Origin of the sequence: Nonomuraea monospora, from assembly GCF_039531895.1 — a bacterium.
GTDB classification, from domain to species: domain Bacteria; phylum Actinomycetota; class Actinomycetes; order Streptosporangiales; family Streptosporangiaceae; genus Nonomuraea; species Nonomuraea monospora.
Map to the genome: position 1 here is coordinate 1 of NZ_BAAAQX010000045.1, position 17,592 is coordinate 17,592.

Genomic DNA, 17,592 nt, shown 5'->3' on the forward strand with positions numbered 1-17,592 from the left:
AACACGCCCTGTTCGAACGCATCCGCCACCACGCCGACGGCCGCACCGTCCTGCTCATCACCCACCGCCTGGCCAGCGTCCGCTACGCCGACCGCATCTACGTCCTCGACCACGGCAAGGTCACCGAACAGGGCGACCACGCCACCCTGATGGCCCTCGACGGCCTCTACGCCGACCTCTACACCCTCCAGGCCACCGCCTACCGCTGAGGATCGTCAGCGCAGCGCGGCCTCGATGACGGCCCGCGCGATGGTGGCCACCGCGTTCACCCGCCGCCCGGGCCGCTCCAGCACCACCCCGACGGCCACCTCGGGCGCCTCCGCGGGCGCGAACGCCGTGATCACGGCGTTCTCCCCCGGCACCGCCTCCGACGCGGCGGTCTTGGCCGCCATCCGCACCCCGGGCAGCACGGCCCCCGTCCCCGAGGCGGGCGAGACGGCCGTCATCATGGCCGCCAGGTACCGCGCCAGCATCGGCGGCACGGCGGTCCTGTAGGGCACGGGCGCGGCCCGGCTCATCACCGCCCCGTCCGGCAGCCGCACCTCCTCCACCAGGTAGGGCCGCATCAACACCCCGTTGTTGGCCACGGCCGCCGACAACATCGCCACCATCAGCGGCGTCACCCGGTTGTCGTGGTGCCCGACGGCCGCCAGCGCCATCTGCGTCCTGTCCACGACGGACGGGTACCGGCTCGGCGTGGCGAGCAGCGGGATCCGCAACTGCCCGGCGTTGAACCCGAACGCCTCCGCCTGGTCCCGCAGCAGGTCCTGCCCGAGCGCCAGCCCGATGGCCGCGAAGGCCGTGTCGCAGGACGCCTGGAAGGCGTAGGCGAGCGTCGGCCGCCCGTTCCCGCACCGCCCGGCCTCCAGGTACGCGGGCGCCCCCGGCAGCCGCAGCCGGGCGGGCGCGTGCACGGCCCCGGAGGGCGTGTACTCGCCGGAGGCCAGCGCCGCCGCCGCGGTGACCAGCTTGAACGTGGACCCGGGCGGATAGAGCTGGTTGAGCGCCCGGTTGAGCAGCGGCTGGGCGGGCGCCTGCCTGAGCTGCCGCGCCGTCCGCGCCAGCAGCCCCCGGTCGAAGGTGGTCAGCGTGTTCGGGTCGTACGTCGGGTACGTGGCCAGCCCCAGCACGGCCCCGGTCGCCGGATCGAGGGCCACCACCGCCCCCGGGATGCCCGCCGCCCGCAGCCCCTGGTGTGCCGCCCGCTGCACCCGGTCGCGGATCGTCAGCCGCACGTCGGCGCCCTCGACGGCGCCGTCCCCGACCAGCGACCTGACCTTGACCTTGGGGTCCTCGCCCGACAGCACGGCCTCCTGCGCCTGCTCGATGCCGGTCGAGCGGTGCAGCGAGACGTGGCCGGTGAGGGCGGCGTACTCCTCGCCCCTCGGGTAGGCGCGCCGGTACCGGTAGGGGCCGCCGGCGTTGAGCCTGCTCACCGCGATGGGGGTGCCGTCGTAGGTGCGGATGTCGCCGCGCGGCCGGCCGTACCTGTCGATCAGCGTCCGCTCGTTCCTGCGGTCGGCGTTGAGCGCGTGCGAGCCGAACGCCTGGATGAGCGTGACGTGCGCGAGCAGGGCGAACAGCAGCACGGCGCACAGCTTCGCGACCCGGCTCAGCGGGACGTCGAGCCACCTCCCCCTCGATCCAGCCATGGATCGAGATGTAGCAACCGGGCCGCAAAGGCCGGGCTAGAGGAGGCTGCGGTAGTAGGAAATCTTGTGATGGATGTAGCTCTGGCGCTCGGCGAGGTTCGCGATCTGGGCCTGGACCTGCCGGTCGTGCTCCTCCAGGAGCTTGATGCGGTCGGGGACGGTGTGGTCGCCCGCGCGGACCAGCTCGGCGAAGCGCAGCATGGTGGCGATGGGCATGCCCGTGTCGCGCAGGCAGCGGACCATGCCGAGCCAGCCGATGTCCTCCTGGCTGAACCTGCGCTGCCCGGCCGCGTTGCGGTCGACGCGCTCCAGCAGGCCGATCTTCTCGTAGTAGCGCAGGGTGTCGATGCTGAAGCCGGTCTCCTCGACGACCTCCGCCGGTGTGTACACGCTCACAAGGGTCAAGAATCTCACCTGGAGTGCACTCCAGGTCAACCGGTTTGACATGGAGTGCGCTCCAGGTCTCAGAGTTCCGGCCATGGACATCGCACTGGGCACGATCCCGTTCGGCACCGCCGTGGACCTGGACACGACCTTCGCCATCCTGGACCGGTTCGCGGAGGCCGGCGGCACCAGGATCGACACGGCCAACAACTACCCGTTCTGGGTGGAGGGCCGCACGGGTGACGAGAGCGAGCTGGCCGTCGGGGCGTGGCTGGCCGCCCGGGGCAACCGGGACGAGGTCGTGATCAGCACGAAGGTCGGCGCCCGCCCCACCGTGCCGGGCGACCTCACCCTCGACTCGGCGGAGGGCCTGTCGGCCGCGGCCGTCGCCAAGGGCGCGGAAGGCAGCCTCACGAGGTTGCGGACGGACTACATCGATGTGTATTGGTCGCACATCGAGGATCGTTCCGTCCCGATCGAGGAGACTCTGGGGGCGTTCGAGGAGCTGGCGCAGGCCGGCAAGGTCCGGGCCGTCGGCGCCAGCAACATGCCCGCCTGGCGGCTGGAGCGGGCCAGGAACGTCTCGGCGGCGCGCGGCTGGATCCCCTACACCCACGTCCAGCAGCGCCACACCTACCTGCGTCCGCGCCCGGACACGAAGCTGCCCGAGTCGGGGCACCGGCTGGTGTCGGACGACCTGCTCGGCTACCTGGCCGCCGAGCCGGACCTGACGCTGTGGGCGTACAACACGCTGATGTTCGGCGCCTACACGCGGGCGGACCGGCCGCTCCCCGAGATCTACGACCACCCGGGCACCACGCGCCGCCTGGCCGTCCTGCACGAGGTCGCCGGCGAGCTGGGCGCGACGCCGAACCAGGTCGTGCTGGCCTGGCTGATGGCGGGCGGGATCGTGCCGATCGTCGGCGTCTCCACGCTGGAGCAGCTCGAAGAGGCGATCGGGGCGGCGGACCTGAAGCTGGACGCCGAGCTGCGCGAGCGCATGGACGCCGCCGCCTGACCGTCAGGGCAGGTGGTCGGCCAGGTAGCGGCGGACCAGTTGCTTGCACTCGGCGATCAGTTGAGGGTCGCCGTCGGGGTCGGCGCGGAAGGCCAGCTTGAGCACGGCGTCGGTGGCCTCCACCGCCACCAGCAGCGCCCGGTCGAGCCCCGGGCCGACGGGGGCGTCGAGCAGCTCCATCGACAGGGCGCGCAGGCGCTCGGCCACGACGACGTTGTTCTCCTGCGTCTCGTCGAGCGCCCGCTTGCCGTCGTCGCCGGGGGCGCCGAGCACCTCGCCGAAGTCCACGACGGCGAAGCCGGGGGTGGTGCGCTTCATGTCCACGAACTCGTCGATGGCCAGATCGGCCAGGTCGGTCCAGTGGGTGAGGTCGGCGGCGGGGATCAGCTCGATGATCCGCTGCAGGAACGCCTCCAGGTTGCGCCGCGCCAGCGCCCGCACCAGCCCCTGCTTGTCGTGGAAGAACTGGTAGAAGGTGCCGATGGGCACCTCGGCCCGGCGCGCGACCTCCTTCGTGGTCAGCGCCTCGTAGCCGACCTCGTCGAGCAGGAGCGCGCACTCGTCGAGCATCCGCTCCACGCGCTCGACGCTCCGGCGCTGTGCGGGTCGGCGGCGCAGGGTACTGGTCATGCCTCCATCCTTGCGCATGACCGCCGTCATGAGTCAGAGTCTTTGACCTCAGATAACATGAGCCACCCTCGCGTAGGAGGCGGGAATGTTCTTGTGGGGCACGGCGACGGCGGCCTACCAGATCGAGGGCGCCACCGGCGAGGACGGCAGGGGCGCGTCCGTCTGGGACACCTTCTCCCACGAGCCGGGCCGCACCAGGGGCGGGCAGACCGGGGACGTGGCCTGCGACCACTACCACCGCTGGCCGGAGGACGTCGCCCTGATGGCGGGGCTCGGCGTGAACGCCTACCGCTTCTCGATCGCCTGGCCCCGCGTGCTGCCCCAGGGCTCGGGGCAGGTGAACGCGCCCGGCCTGGACTTCTACGACCGGCTGGTGGACGCGCTGCTGGCGGAAGGCATCCAGCCGGTGCCGACGCTGTTCCACTGGGACCTGCCCCAGGCGCTGGAGGAGCGCGGCGGCTGGCTGGACCGCGACGTCTGCGCGCTCTTCGCCGACTACGCCGCCGTGGTCGCCGGGCGGCTGGCCGACCGCGTCCCGCTGTGGATCACGCTGAACGAGCCGTTCGTGCACATGGCCTACGGCTACGCCATGGGCCTGCACGCGCCCGGCCGGACGCTCATGACCGGCGCCCTGCCCGCCGCCCACCACCAGCTCCTCGCCCACGGGCTCGCCGTCCAGGCGCTCAGGGCGGCCGGCGCCCGCCAGGTGGCGCTCACGAACAACTGCACGCCCGTCTGGCCCGCCTCGCGGGAGGAGGCGGACGTGCGCGCCGCCGACGCCTACGACGTGCTGCACAACCGCCTGTTCAACGACCCCGTGCTGCTCGGCGAGTATCCGGACCTGTCGGCGTACACGCCAGACCTCGGCTTCGTCCGCGACGGCGACCTGAAGACCATCGCCGCCCCGCTGGACGCCCTCGGCGTCAACTACTACAACCCCACCCGCATCGCCGCCCCGACCGGCGACGGGCTCCCGTTCGACGACGCGGGCGTCACCGGCTTCCCCACCACGGCCTTCGGCTGGCCGGTGGTGCCCGACGGCCTGCGCGAGCTGCTCACGGGCCTCAAGGCCAGGTACGGCGCCGCCCTCCCACCGATCATGATCACCGAGAACGGCTGCTCACAGGAGGACACCCCGGCCGCCGACGGCACGATCGACGACGCCGCCCGCGTCGACTTCCTCGACCGGCACATCGCGGCCATGCGCCGGGCCATGGCCGAGGGTGTGGACGTGCGCGGCTACTTCGTCTGGTCGCTGCTGGACAACTTCGAGTGGGCCGAGGGCTACGACCAGCGCTTCGGCCTGGTGCACGTCGACTTCGAGACGCAGCGCCGCACGCCGAAGCGCTCCTACCACTGGTTCGCGCGGTTCCTGAAGGATCAGAACACCGACACGTGAACGTGGTCGTAGTGGTTGGCGGTCACCCCGCCGCGATCAGACATCGGGTCCCAGCCGCCGCCTGAGCGGATGTCGTAGTAGCGCTGCTTCCAGATGATGTACATGACGCCCAGCCGGGAGCCGTTCGCGATCAGCCAGGCGGCCAGCGCGTCGCCGTTGGCCGCGTCGGAGCCGCCGGCCATCCTGCCGCCGCTCGACATCATGAAGTCGCAGGCCCGGCCCTTGCCGTGCTCGCCGGGGTCGCCGGGGCGCAGGCAGCCGACGCCGTACTTCATGGGGAAGTTGGCCATGATCTCCGCGCGCACGTTGATCATGCGCGGGGTCAGGCCCTCGGCGCCGCCGGGCTGCTGGAAGCCGTACTTCTGCAGCAGCTTCTGGATGTCGTCCTTCTTGTTCTGGAGCGCCTTGATCTCCTTGCGGAGCTTCTCGATCTTCTCGCTCGCGTTGACCTTGGCGTCGTCGGACTTGGCGATCAGCTTCTTGATGCTCTCGACGCGCTGGGTCCGCTCGTTGGCCATGTAGGCCAGGTTGGCGGCGCCGCCGAGCATCGCGTACGGGTCGCCGCTGGGCGTCAGGAGGCGGGTGCCGTCGAGCGGCCCGACCATGTAGGAGGTCTGGGCGATCCTGCTCACCTCGGCCTGGGCCGCCGCGAGCTGGGCCTCCAGGTCACCGGAGGTGTCGGTGGCCTTCTTGGCCTGGATCCTGATCTCCTCCAGGCTCTGGATCTGGCCCCGGTAGAGCTCGTTCAGCCGGGCGGCCTGCTTGGTGAGCTTGCGCAGCTCGGCGGGGCTGGGGTCGGCCATGGCCGGCGAGGGGGCCGGCAGCCCGAGCAGCCCGGAGAGTACGGCGACGAGAACGGCGAGCCGCCAGATTCTCACACCCGTCCCCTCCCCTCATAGACGGACCGAAACTATAGAAGATGATCTTGATTTCTGTCATCCGAACGACCGAACTGCTGCACCTTTGGTGAAATTTATACAGCTTTGTCCGATCCGGTGAGCGGCGCGGCGCGGCCCTCTTGCGTGCGCGGACAGAACATGATTCGGTCGCCTTGGGACATGCCGAAGACAAGCAAGCATTCGGTCAAGCAGGAGGCTCACGACATGCGCCAGCATGACAAGCTGTTCATCGGGGGCGAATGGGTGACCCCCGCGGGCACCGGGACGATCGACGTCATCTCCCCCCACACGGAGGAGATCGTCGGCCGGGTGCCGGACGGCACGGCCGAGGACATGGAGCGCGCGGTCGCCGCCGCCAGGCAGGCCTTCGACCACGGGCCGTGGCCGCGGATGACGTTCGCCGAGCGGGCCGAAGTGATCGGCCGGCTGGCCGCCATCTACAACGAGCGGCAGGGCGAGATGGCCCAGCTCATCACCGAGGAGATGGGCTCGCCGATCACCTTCTCCAACCTCGCGCAGGCGCCGCAGCCGCTCGGCATGCTGCAGTACTACGCCGAGCTGGGCCAGACGTTCGTGCAGGAGGAGCAGCGGCCGGGCCTGTTCGGCCCGATCACCGTACGCAGGGAGCCGGTGGGCGTCGTGGCGGCCGTGGTGCCGTGGAACGTCCCCCAGTTCGTCACCATGACCAAGGTCGCGCCCGCGCTGCTGGCGGGCTGCACGATCGTGCTCAAGCCGGCTCCTGAGACGCCGCTGGACGCGTACCTGCTGGCCGAGTGGGCGGCCGAGGCCGGCGTGCCCGCGGGCGTGCTCAACATCGTCGTCGCGGGCCGCGAGGTGGGCGAGCACCTGATCTCGCACCAGGGCGTCGACAAGGTCGCCTTCACCGGCTCGACCGCGGCCGGCCGCCGCATCGCCGCCGTCTGCGGCGAGCAGCTCAAGCGGGTCAGCCTGGAGCTGGGCGGCAAGTCGGCCGCGATCATCCTGGACGACGCCGACCTGGCCGCCAGCATGGGCTTCCTGTCCATGGCCTCCCTGATGAACAACGGGCAGGCGTGCGTGGCGCAGACCCGCATCCTGGCCTCGCGCAGCCGCTACGACGAGGTCGTGGACGCCATCGCCGGCATGGTCAGCTCGCAGCCCGTCGGCGACCCCGCCGACGCCACGACCGGCATCGGCCCGCTGGTGGCCAAGCGCCAGCAGGAGCGGGTGGAGAGCTACATCAAGCTCGGCATGGACGAGGGCGCCAAGATCGTGGTAGGCGGCCTCGACCGGCCCTACGACAGGGGCTGGTACGTCGCGCCCACCGTCTTCTCCGGCGTCAGCAACGACATGCGCATCGCCCGCGAGGAGATCTTCGGCCCGGTCCTGGCCGTGATCCCGTACGAGGACGAGGCCGACGCCGTCCGCATCGCCAACGACAGCGACTACGGCCTGGCGGGCACGGTCTGGACGGCCGACACCGACCACGGCATGGAGGTGGCCCGCCAGGTGCGCACCGGCACGTACGGCGTCAACTGCTTCATGCTGGAGACCAACGCGCCCTTCGGCGGCTACAAGGCCAGCGGCATCGGCCGCGAGCTGGGGCCCGAGGGCCTCAACAGCTACCTGGAGTACAAGACGATCAGCCGCCTCGGCTGATCCCACTCCCGCGAAAGCAGAGGGCCCCGCCACCCATGGCGGGGCCCTCTTCGCGGATGGTTACCCAGCGCGCCCCCGCGACGCTGGGCTACCGCCCGACTACAGCAGTATGTCCCACGTCCACCACCTAGGCGGTTTCCTTCCCCAGGGACTTTCTCCCGGCGGTTTCCTTCCATCCGCCCTAGGTAGACGTGTTTCACTCAGGAAAAGTTCGAGGAGATCCATTTGCCGATCCGGCGGACCAATTCCGGGGTCGCCGCCGACTCCGCATGCCCGAAACCCGGTTCGACCCAGAGCTCCTTCGGCTCCCTGGCGCCTTCGTGGAGCTGCCGCGCGTGATCAAGGGGGAAGAACGTGTCCGCGTCCCCGTGCACGATCAGCAGCGGCGCCGGCGAGATGAGCCCGGCGGCCTCGTGCGGCGGCACCGGGATCGGGTCCCACTGCCCGCGCGCGATCCGCGTGCGCTTGGCCACCCGCGCCACCCACCGCCCGAACGGCTGCTCGATGGCCCAGTGCACCTGCCGCATGGGCTTGGTGCCCCGGTAGTACCAGCGGGCGGGCCCGCTCACGGCCACCACCGCGTCCACCCCGCCGCGCAGCCCCGCGTGCCGTACGGCGACCGCCGCGCCCATCGAGAACCCCACGACGGCCACCTTGGGATAGCCGATCACGCGGGCGTGCCTGACCGCCGCCTCCACGTCGAGGATCTCCAGGTCGCCCACCGTGGTCTCGCCGCCGGACCTGCCGTGGCCGCGGAAGTCGAACGCGATCACGCCGCCGTACCCGCTCAGCACGTGCGCGATGCGGCGGGCGGTGCGGTCCCGCCAGGACCCGGTGAAGCCGTGCGCCATCACGATCCCCACGTCCGTACGGGCGGAGGGCGTGTGCGCGGCATCGATGCGGACCCCGTCCTCGGTCCTGAGCATGACGGGGAAGTTCGGCGCGAGAGGCATGAACATGAGGTTATGTCCGCTGCGCGTCGCTCCCGCGCTCGGTCGCCCACACCGCGATCTGCGAGCGGGCGTCGAAGCCCAGCTTGTCCATGATGTTGGCGATGTGCCGGGCCACGGTGGCCGAGCTGATCACCAGCTCCCCGGCGATCGCCCGGTTGCTCAGGCCCTTGGTGAGCAGCACGGCGATCTCGCGCTCCCTCGGCGTCAGCCCGGCGTAGCGCGGGCCCGTTCCCAGGCCCGAGGGCAGCGGCCCCTGCCCCGCCTCGCTGTCGAGCACCCGCCTGGCCACCTCGTCGGGCGGCCACTCCATGCCCCTGGCCCACAGCAGCGTCACCCGGCCCTCGCCCAGCTCGGCGCGGGCCAGCGCCAGCAGCTCCTGCACCCGCTTCGGCGTGCCGAACTGCCCGATCGACTCGCGCAGTGCGGTGGCCGCCGCACTGGCCAGCACCGCGCCCTCCAGGTCGCCCTGCGCCTGCGCCAGCGCCGACAGCGCGGACAGCGCCCGCACGATGCCCCTGCGCTGCCCGGCCCTCCTGCTCAGCTCCAGGCCCGCGGCCACGTGCTTCTTGGCCGCGACGTGGTCGCCCAGCCGCGCGGCCACCCGGCCGAGCTGGGCGTGGCAGCGCGCCAGCTCGACCTGGTTGTCCATGCCCTCCAGCAGCGGCAGCGCCCCTGCGTGGTGCGACACGGCCGCCTCCAGGTCGCCCGCCGCCTCGGCCACCGCGCCGAGATGGGTCAGCGCCCTGGCCTGTGTCCAGTGGTGGCTCGCCTCCCTGCCCAGCGCGAGCGCCTCCTCGCCGTAGCGCTGCGCCTGCCGCAGCCGCCCCTGGAACAGCGCCAGGTTGAGCTGGGCGATCCGCACCGTGGCCAGGTTGAACGGGTCGTCGTGCGCGGTCGCCGCCGCCTCCAGCTCCTCCAGGTACCGCAGCGCCCGCTCGGTCTGCCCCGTGCGGAAGAACACGGTCAGCGCCACGCTGTAGGTGATGCCCAGCCAGTGCGTGTACGGATGCCGCTTCTGCTCCTCCACCCCCTGCACGATCAGCTCCTCGGCCCGCGTCAGCTCGTCGGCCAGCTCCAGCCCGTACGCCAGCCCGCCCGCCGCCACCGCGACGACGTGGTCGGGCACCTCGGCCAGGTCCAGCGCCAGCAGCCGCTCGTGCCAGCCGACGCTCTCGCCCAGATCGCCCCGGACGGCCAGGATCGCCAGCGCCGCCCGCGCCAGCCGCAGCCCGGCCACCGGCTGCCGCGACTCCACCGCCCAGTCGATGGCGACCCTGCAGTCGTCGAGCAGCGTGCCCCCCCTGCTGAAGTACGCGAACCGCTGCGGCCACGGCATCCGGGGCTCCAGCGAGCCGCCCTCGTAGCAGCGTTCCAGCTCCTCGCACATCACCAGCAGGTGCTTGTCACGCAGCCGGACGCCCTCGCCCACCTCCTCCAGGCGGTCGGCGGCGTACTGGCGGATCGTCTCCAGCAGGCGGTAACGGCCCGAGCCGCCCTGGTGCAGCACCAGCGACTTGTCCACCAGCCCGCCGAGCAGGTCGAGCAGCTCCACCCTGCGCACGATCCCGCCGTCGGCGCACACCCGCTCGGCCAGCCCCAGGTCGAACAGCCCCGCGAACACCGACAGCCGCCGCAGCAGCACCCGCTCCTTGGGCCTGAGCAGGTCGTGGCTCCACTCCACCGTGGCCAGCAGCGTGCGCTGCCGGGCGGGAGCCGTGCGGGGGCCCTTGGTGAGCAGCGTGAACCGGTCGCCGATCCGGTCGGCGATGCGGCCGGGGCTCAGCAGGCTCGTACGGGCCGCCGCCAGCTCCAGGGCCAGCGGCAGGCCGTCGAGCGCCCGGCACAGGCGTACGACGTCGGGCATGCGTTCCGTCACCCCGCGCGCCCCGACCGCCAGCGCCCGCTCCACGAACAGCAGCACCGACTCGGCGTCGGGATGCCGCTCGTCGGGCAGCTCCAGCGGCGGCACCCGCCAGACCAGCTCCCCCTGGATGCGCAGCGGCTCCCGGCTGGTGAGCAGGAAGCGCACGCCGGGGCACTCGGCGACGAGCGCGGCCACCACCTCGGCGCAGCGCTCCACCAGATGCTCGCAGTTGTCCAGGACGATCAGCGTGCCGGAGTCGCGCAGGCGCAGCCGCAGGCCGTCGAGCAGCCGCCCCGGGATCTCGTCGCGGACGCCCAGCACGCCCGCCAATTCGCTCTCCACCAGGGCGGGATCGCCGATGCGGGCCAGCTCCACCAGCCACACGCCGTCGGCGAACCAGGGCCGCGCCTGCGCCGCCACGCGCAGCGCCAGCCGGGTCTTGCCGATGCCGCCCACACCGCTCAGCGTGATCACGCGTTCCGCGCGGACCAGCGCGCTCAGCTCCGAGACGTCACGTTCGCGGCCGATGAAGCGGTTGGGCTCTACAGGAAGGTTGTGCGGGGCTTGCACAGTCATGATCGGGGCCCAGGTTGGTCGCGGGAGGCTCTGCTACGAGCCAAGTCTCCCTCTCACCGGCCCTCTGTGCGATCACTTTGCGTGCAGAGTCAGCAACCCGTCGGATACGAATGTGAGTCGCTCAGGTCTGCGACGCTCATGACGATCCGCACGCGGGACTCCTCGGCCGCGTCGAGGGCCTGGCGCACGTTGGAGATCATCACCCGCGCGCCGCTCTCCTGGATGCGGTCCCGCAGCGTGGCGGTGTCGAGATCGGGCGGCAGCGGCCAGACGACGCCGCCCGCCGCGATCACCGCGTTGGTCGACACCAGCAGGTCGGGCCCCACGCTCAGGCAGATGAGCACGGTGTCTCCAGCGCGCACTCCCCTGCGTCGCAACTGGACGGTCGCGACCGCGGACCTCTCGTCCAGTTGCTCCTCGGTGAGCTTCAGGCCCGTGCCCGAGTCCACCATCACGATGCGCTCATCCATGTCGCCCACCGTAGGGAGGGCGTCTCATGCACACATGGGGCGGAATATGCAGATCCCTATGCAGAACTCGGCGTGCTCAAGGGGGGTTCTGCTGGTGTTCGGTGGCCCACACCGCGATCTGCGCCCGTGAGGTGTAGCCGAGCTTCTCCATGATGTTGGCGATGTGCCGGGCCACCGTCGCCGGGCTGATCACCAGCTCCTCGGCGATCGCCCGGTTGGACAGCCCGCGCGTGAGCAGCCCGGCGATCTCCTGCTCGCGCGCGGTCAGCAGCGAGTGCTTGACCGGCTCGGCCGGCACCGGTGCCTTCGGCGTGAGCCGCTCGCCCGCCAGCACGTGCCGGGCGGCGTCGTCCGGGCTCATCGCCCGGCCGCGCGACCACAACGAGGTCGTGCGCCCCTCGCCCAGCTTGGTGCGGGCCCGTACGAGCAGCTCCTCGATCCTGGTCGTGGCCGAATGCTGCCCGATCGACTCGCGCAGCCCTGCCGCCGCCGCGGCGGTCAGCACCGCGCCCTCCAGGTCGCCCTCGCACTCGGCCAGCACCGACAGCCCGACCAGGCAGCGGGCCACGCCCTGCCGCTGCCCGGTGGCCCGCGCCAGCTCCAGGCTGGCGGCCAGTTGCTCGCGGGCGGCGCCGAACTCGTGCAGCATCGCCGCCACCCTGCCGATCCGCGCCAGGCACCGGGTCAGCTCGGGGTCGGCGCCCAGCTCGCTCAGCCAGGGCACCGCCATCTCGTACTGGGACCTGGCGGTCACCAGGTCGCCGCGCGCCTCGGCCACCGAGCCGAGCTGCACCGCCGTCCTGCCCATCAGCCAGCGGTGGCCGTGCTCGCGCGCCCGCGCCAGCGCCTCCTCGCCGTGCCGCTGCGCCTCCCGCAGCCGGCCGCGCACCAGCGCCACCGCCGACAGGCCGAGCATCCCCGTCGCCTGGTTCCAGGTGTCGCCCGCGCGGGTGGCCAGGGCCAGGCCGTCCTCCGCGTGGTGCAGCGCGTCGTCGGTGCGGCCCATCCGCAGCAGCACCATGACGACGAGGCTGTGCATGACGCAGCGCGGGAACAGGTCGCCCGGCGCCATCGCGGCCAGGCTGTCCTCGGCCACCTCCAGCGACCTGCTCAGCTCGTCGCGCGCCTCCAGCCCGTACGCGAGGTACGCCCTGGCGTGCGCCACCTGGTCGGCGGGCACCCCGCCGGAGCCGAGCGCGAGCAGCCGCTCGATCCAGCCGACGATCTCCGTCACGTTGCCGCCCAGCGGCAGCAGGCCCGTGCTGGTCCTGCACAGCCGCAGGCCCGCAGGCACGTTGCCGGACTCCACCGCCCACTCCAGCGCGACCCGCTGGTCGTCGAGCAGGCCGCGGCTGGCGGTCAGCGCGTCCAGCCGCGCCTGCCACGGCACGCCGGGCGCCACCATCTCGGCGGTGAAGTGCCGCTCCTGCAGCTCGCACAGCACGTCGAGGTGCCGCTGGCGCAGCACCTCCCGCTCGCCCGCCTGTTCGAGCCGCTCGACGGCGTACCGCTTGATGGTCTCCAGCAGCCAGTAGCGCCTGCGGCTCTCGTCGCACAGCACGAGCGACTTGTCGACCAGCCCGCCGAGCAGATCGACGATCTCGCCCTCGGGGATGGGCCGCTCGGCGCACACCTGCTCGGCCAGGTCGAGGTCGAAATCACCGGCGAACACCGACAGCCGCCGCAGCAGCACCTGCTCCTTGGCCGAGAGCAGGTCGTAGCTCCACTCGACGGCCGCCAGCAGCGTGCGCTGGCGGGGCGGAGCGGTACGGCCGCCGGTGGTCAGCAGCGAGAACCTGTCGTCGATGCGGTCGGCTATCTGGCCGGGGCTCAGCAGGCTCGTACGGGCCGCGGCCAGCTCCAGCGCCAGCGGCAGCCCGTCGAGCGCCCGGCACAGCCGCACCACGTCGGACAGGCTCTCCGGCCCCAGCCTGGTGCCCGCCGCCGCCGCGCGGTCCATGAACAGCTGCACGGACTCGGCGTCGGGCGTGGCCGGGTCGGGCAGGTCGAGCGGCGGCACCCGCCAGATCAGCTCGCTGGCGATGCGCAGCGGCTCGCGGCTGGTGGCCAGGATGCGCAGCCACGGGCAGGCCGAGACCAGCGCGGCGGCCAGCTCCGCGCACTTGTCGACCAGGTGCTCGCAGTTGTCGAGCAGCAGCAGGCAGCGCTGGTCGCGCAGCCGCGCCGTCATGGTGTCGAGCAGCGGCCTGGCGCTCTCCTCGCACAGGCCGAGCACGCGGGCCACCTCCTGCTCGACCAGCTCGGCCCGGCTCAGCCTGGCCAGCTCCACCAGCCACAGCCCGTCCGGGTACGACCGCACCATCCCGGCCGCCACCTGGAGGGCCAGCCGGGTCTTCCCGATGCCGCCGACCCCGCACAGCGTCACCACCCGGGTCTCGCCGAACAGGGCGTGCAGATCGTCGAGGTCGCGCTCGCGGCCGACGAACCGGTTGGGCTCTGCCGGAAGGTTGTGCCGGGGGGTATCTGGCATGTGCTCACCCTGCGTCGCGGAAGGATCACACTCTCCCACAGTGTCGCACTTTTCACAGGCCAAGCGAGCTCACGACCGCCCTTTCGTCCACGACGCGCAGGATGGGGTCGCCGAGCAGCCTCCTGGCCAGGTCGTACGGCGCCACGACCATGGTGGCCCGGCGCTCCTGGGCCAGCACGCGGCAGCCGACGAGGCTCGGTTCGTGGGCGACCACGACGTGGGCGCCGGCCGTCATCGCTAAATCGATCACCCGCAGCCCGCGGAACGGCTCGCTCACCGCGCTGATGACGACGTCGTCCTTGCCGACCACCAGCCGGGTGGCCAGCCTGCGCAGGTCGGTCGCCAGCTCGGTGTTGTCGAACAGGCGCGTGCCGTCGAGGGTGAGCGCGGGCCCGGCCAGCGGCCCGAACTCGACCATGCCCGCGGTCAGCAGCTCCGTGAACGCTCTGGCGCCCGGCGTCGGCCGGAACGCGAAGACCTGGTCCACTTTCACGGCGGCGGGGTCGTAGTGGTCCTGGGCGATCATCAGGCGGGCGCTGCCGGTGGCCGAGAGCACCGCCACGCCGCCGGCCCAGGCGACGGCGTGCACGGCCACGGGCAGGTTCGCGCCGAGCGGCACGTTGATGAGCACGTGGTCGCCGTAGCGCAGGCCCTGCGCCCGCAGCCCGGCGGCGGCGCGGGTGACCCGCCGGGCGAAGGCGGTGTAGGACAGCACCTCGCCGGTCCTGACGTCGCTCACCGCCGGCTGCTCGCCCTGCATCGGTGCCGCCGCCATCACGAGCTCTGTCCAGGTCATGAGCACAATCTAGGTACCGGGACCAAGATTGCCATGCGCACAATTGTGCAACCCCCTATGTATGTAGAGGCTTGTCCCATGGGGGAAGACCGCATTTTGGACGCGGCCTACGCGGGGATGCTGGAGCAGGGGCTGCGAAAGCTGACAATGGACGACGTCGCGCGGCGCGCGGGCCTGGCCCGCATCACCGTCTACCGGCGTTTCGCCCGCAAGAACGACCTCATCCAGGCGGTGATCACCCGCGAGCTGAGGCGTTTCCTGCACGCGTTCGAGCAGGCGCTCGCGCCCCTGCCGTCGCTCGCCGACCAGGTGGCGGAGGGGTTCGCGATCACCTTGCGGCTGGTGCGCGACCACCGGCTGCTGAGCAGGCTGCTGGCCACCGAGCCCGAGACGATCCTGCCGCTGCTGACGCTGGAGGCGGGGCCGTACCTGGCGATGGCGCGCGACTACCTCACGGCGCACGTGGGCGACGCGGAGGTGGCCGAGACGTTCGTCCGGATCTCGCTGTCGTTCGTGCTGGTGCCCGCCAGCGCGATCCCGCTGCGTAACGATGACGACGCCCGCGCGTACGCTCGCCGCCACCTCGTCCCGCTCCTGCCATCAGAGGGGATCAACTAGACTTAGGAGGTCGCGACTTCGCGCGGCGGCCCCCACGACACAGAGCGAGACGTCATCATGCCTTTGAACAGCCGCGACGACCTGCGGAACATCGCGATCATCGCGCACGTCGACCATGGCAAGACCACGCTGGTCGACGCCATGCTCTGGCAGTCCGGGGCATTCCGCGCCAACCAGGACGTCGACGACCGCGTCATGGACTCCAACGACCTGGAGCGCGAGAAGGGCATCACCATTCTCGCGAAGAACACCGCCGTCCAGCACGGCGGCATGACTCTCAACATCATCGACACCCCGGGCCACGCCGACTTCGGCGGCGAGGTCGAGCGCGGCCTGTCGATGGTCGACGGCGTCGTGCTGCTGGTGGACGCCTCGGAGGGGCCGCTGCCGCAGACGCGGTTCGTGCTGCGCAAGGCGTTCGCGGCCAAGATGCCGGTCATCCTGTGCATCAACAAGGTCGACCGGCCCGACGCCCGCATCAAGGAGGTCGTGGACGAGGTCTACGAGCTCTTCATGGACCTCGACGCCACCGAGGAGCAGATCGACTTCCCGATCGTGTACGCCTCGGCGAAGGCGGGCCGGGCCTCCCTGGAGCGCCCCGCCGACGGCGGCATGCCCGACTCGGAGGACCTGGAGCCGCTCTTCGACATCATCAAGTCGACGATCCCGGCGCCCACCTACGACCCCAGCGCCCCGCTGCAGGCCCACGTCACCAACCTCGACGCCTCCTCCTACCTGGGCCGCATCGCGCTGTGCCGGGTGCACCAGGGCGTGCTGCGCAAGGGCCAGCAGGTGGCCTGGTGCCGCACCGACGGCTCGATCCAGCGCGTCAAGATCACTGAGCTGCTCATGACGGAGGCGCTGGAGCGCAAGCCCGCCGAGGAGGCCGGGCCCGGCGACATCATCGCCATCGCCGGCATCCCCGACATCATGATCGGCGAGACGCTGGCCGACCCTGACGACCCGCGCCCGCTGCCGCTCATCACGGTCGACGAGCCGGCCATCTCGATGACCATCGGCACCAACACCTCGCCCCTGGTCGGCAAGGTCAAGGGCTCGAAGGTGACCGCCCGCATGGTGAAGGACCGCCTGGACAAGGAGCTGGTCGGCAACGTCTCGCTGCGGGTGCTGCCCACCGACAGGCCCGACGCCTGGGAGGTGCAGGGCCGCGGTGAGCTGGCGCTGGCCATCCTGGTGGAGCAGATGCGCCGCGAGGGCTACGAGCTGACGGTCGGCAAGCCGCAGGTGGTCACCAAGGTCATCGACGGCAAGGTGCACGAGCCGGTCGAGCGGCTGACGGTCGACTGCCCGGAGGAGTACCTCGGCGCGGTCACCCAGCTCCTGGCCGTGCGCAAGGGCCGCATGGAGCACATGACCAACCACGGCACCGGCTGGATCCGGATGGAGTTCGTGGTGCCGGCGCGCGGCCTGATCGGCTTCCGCACCGAGTTCCTCACCGAGACCCGCGGCACGGGCCTGGTGCACCACGTGTTCGACTCCTACGAGCCGTGGTTCGGCGAGCTGCGCACCCGCAACAACGGCTCCCTGGTGGCCGACCGCTCGGGCCCGGTGACCGCGTTCGCCATGCTCAACCTCCAGGAGCGCGGCACGCTGTTCGTCTCCCCGACGACCGAGGTCTACGAGGGCATGATCATCGGCGAGAACTCCCGCTCCGACGACATGGACGTGAACATCACCAAGGAGAAGAAGCTCACCAACATGCGCTCCTCCACCAGCGAGGAGACGGAGAAGGTGATCCCGCCGCGCATCCTGTCGCTGGAGCAGGCGCTGGAGTTCATCCGCGAGGACGAGTGCGTGGAGATCACGCCGGAGAACGTGCGCATCCGCAAGGTCGTGCTCGACGCCGCCACCCGTGGCCGCGCCGCCGCCCGCGCCAAGCGCGCCTGACGAAAAGTTTCACCCGAAGCCGCGTTTTGCTCGCTTTTCGCGAACAAAACGCGGCTTCGCGGTAAGTGCGGGAAGTAAGTGTCCCGGCTCCGCCACGTGCGATGGATGAACTCTCCCGGGTCAGGTCGTAAAGAAAAGTTGTCATGGGAGCAGCTGTAATCACACCGTGACCCTGCGAGATAGAACAATCGCGTATGCCGGAGAATCATCCAAATTGTGGGAAAGCTCCGGATGGCAATCGCGTTCGGGCTGGCGCTGGTGTCGTTGGGGGCGATCGTTTGGTGCACCGTTGCAGC

The 17,592-nt window shown here is 71.3% G+C and carries 14 protein-coding genes and 1 pseudogene; 6 read left to right on the forward strand and 9 right to left on the reverse strand.

Annotated features, from left to right (window positions below; all coding sequences use genetic code 11):
* A pseudogene (locus ABD331_RS51105) lies at window positions 1–209 on the forward strand (ABC transporter ATP-binding protein); the annotation flags it as partial.
* Window positions 210–215: 6 nt separating this feature from the next.
* Here the strand turns inward: ABD331_RS51105 and ABD331_RS51110 are convergent.
* Together ABD331_RS51110 and ABD331_RS51115 are read right to left on the reverse strand one after the other, a co-directional pair.
* Entirely contained in the window at window positions 216–1,652 is a 1,437-nt protein-coding gene (locus ABD331_RS51110) for a penicillin-binding transpeptidase domain-containing protein (RefSeq protein WP_344493106.1), read from the reverse strand.
* Window positions 1,653–1,688: 36 nt separating this feature from the next.
* Window positions 1,689–2,042 carry a MerR family transcriptional regulator gene (locus ABD331_RS51115; RefSeq protein WP_344493108.1) on the reverse strand — a complete coding sequence of 118 codons (354 nt, stop codon included), beginning with the start codon at window positions 2,040–2,042 and terminating at the stop codon, window positions 1,689–1,691.
* Window positions 2,043–2,130: 88 nt separating this feature from the next.
* Between ABD331_RS51115 and ABD331_RS51120 the strand changes: the two genes are divergently transcribed.
* Window positions 2,131–3,054 carry an aldo/keto reductase gene (locus tag ABD331_RS51120; protein ID WP_344493110.1) on the forward strand — a complete coding sequence of 308 codons (924 nt, stop codon included), beginning with the start codon at window positions 2,131–2,133 and terminating at the stop codon, window positions 3,052–3,054.
* A 3-nt stretch (window positions 3,055–3,057) separates the two neighbouring features.
* On the opposite strand, the gene ABD331_RS51125 is transcribed toward ABD331_RS51120, so the two are convergent.
* The gene (locus tag ABD331_RS51125; RefSeq protein ID WP_344493112.1) at window positions 3,058–3,684 is read right to left on the reverse strand and encodes a TetR/AcrR family transcriptional regulator; all 627 of its coding nucleotides are present in this window, start codon (window positions 3,682–3,684) and stop codon (window positions 3,058–3,060) included.
* Window positions 3,685–3,769: 85 nt separating this feature from the next.
* On the opposite strand from ABD331_RS51125, the gene ABD331_RS51130 reads away from it, so the two are divergent.
* The gene (locus ABD331_RS51130) at window positions 3,770–5,083 is read left to right on the forward strand and encodes a GH1 family beta-glucosidase (protein WP_344493115.1); all 1,314 of its coding nucleotides are present in this window, start codon (window positions 3,770–3,772) and stop codon (window positions 5,081–5,083) included.
* Here ABD331_RS51130 and ABD331_RS51135 read toward each other — a convergent pair.
* Window positions 5,065–5,961, reverse strand: coding sequence for a coiled-coil domain-containing protein (locus ABD331_RS51135; protein ID WP_344493117.1), 897 nt, complete (start codon window positions 5,959–5,961; stop codon window positions 5,065–5,067). The two genes, ABD331_RS51130 and ABD331_RS51135, sit on opposite strands and share 19 nt — an antisense overlap.
* Before the next feature lie 225 nt (window positions 5,962–6,186).
* On the opposite strand from ABD331_RS51135, the gene ABD331_RS51140 reads away from it, so the two are divergent.
* A complete protein-coding gene (locus ABD331_RS51140; protein ID WP_344493119.1) occupies window positions 6,187–7,620 on the forward strand; it encodes an aldehyde dehydrogenase in 1,434 nt (477 codons plus the stop codon).
* Between the two features lie 200 nt (window positions 7,621–7,820).
* Here the strand turns inward: ABD331_RS51140 and ABD331_RS51145 are convergent, their stop codons facing one another.
* From ABD331_RS51145 to ABD331_RS51165, 5 genes are all read right to left on the reverse strand, one after another.
* On the reverse strand, window positions 7,821–8,573 hold the full coding sequence (locus ABD331_RS51145) for an alpha/beta hydrolase (protein ID WP_344493121.1): 753 nt from the start codon (window positions 8,571–8,573) through the stop codon (window positions 7,821–7,823).
* 10 nt (window positions 8,574–8,583) lie between these two features.
* The gene (locus tag ABD331_RS51150) at window positions 8,584–11,013 is read right to left on the reverse strand and encodes a LuxR C-terminal-related transcriptional regulator (protein WP_344493123.1); all 2,430 of its coding nucleotides are present in this window, start codon (window positions 11,011–11,013) and stop codon (window positions 8,584–8,586) included.
* An 89-nt stretch (window positions 11,014–11,102) separates the two neighbouring features.
* The gene (locus ABD331_RS51155) at window positions 11,103–11,483 is read right to left on the reverse strand and encodes an AMP-binding protein (RefSeq protein WP_344493125.1); all 381 of its coding nucleotides are present in this window, start codon (window positions 11,481–11,483) and stop codon (window positions 11,103–11,105) included.
* A gap of 76 nt (window positions 11,484–11,559) precedes the next feature.
* Complete coding sequence (locus tag ABD331_RS51160) at window positions 11,560–13,974, reverse strand: LuxR C-terminal-related transcriptional regulator (RefSeq protein WP_344493127.1); 2,415 nt, start codon at window positions 13,972–13,974, stop codon at window positions 11,560–11,562.
* A 52-nt stretch (window positions 13,975–14,026) separates the two neighbouring features.
* Window positions 14,027–14,770, reverse strand: coding sequence for an AMP-binding protein (locus ABD331_RS51165; protein WP_344493129.1), 744 nt, complete (start codon window positions 14,768–14,770; stop codon window positions 14,027–14,029).
* A 78-nt stretch (window positions 14,771–14,848) separates the two neighbouring features.
* Between ABD331_RS51165 and ABD331_RS51170 the strand changes: the two genes are divergently transcribed.
* Both ABD331_RS51170 and typA read left to right on the forward strand, forming a co-directional pair.
* Window positions 14,849–15,388: a TetR/AcrR family transcriptional regulator gene (locus ABD331_RS51170; RefSeq protein ID WP_344493131.1), complete on the forward strand. Its 540-nt coding sequence runs from the start codon at window positions 14,849–14,851 to the stop codon at window positions 15,386–15,388.
* A 57-nt stretch (window positions 15,389–15,445) separates the two neighbouring features.
* Entirely contained in the window at window positions 15,446–17,296 is a 1,851-nt protein-coding gene (gene typA, locus ABD331_RS51175) for a translational GTPase TypA (protein ID WP_344493133.1), read from the forward strand.
* Window positions 17,297–17,592 lie beyond the last annotated feature (296 nt).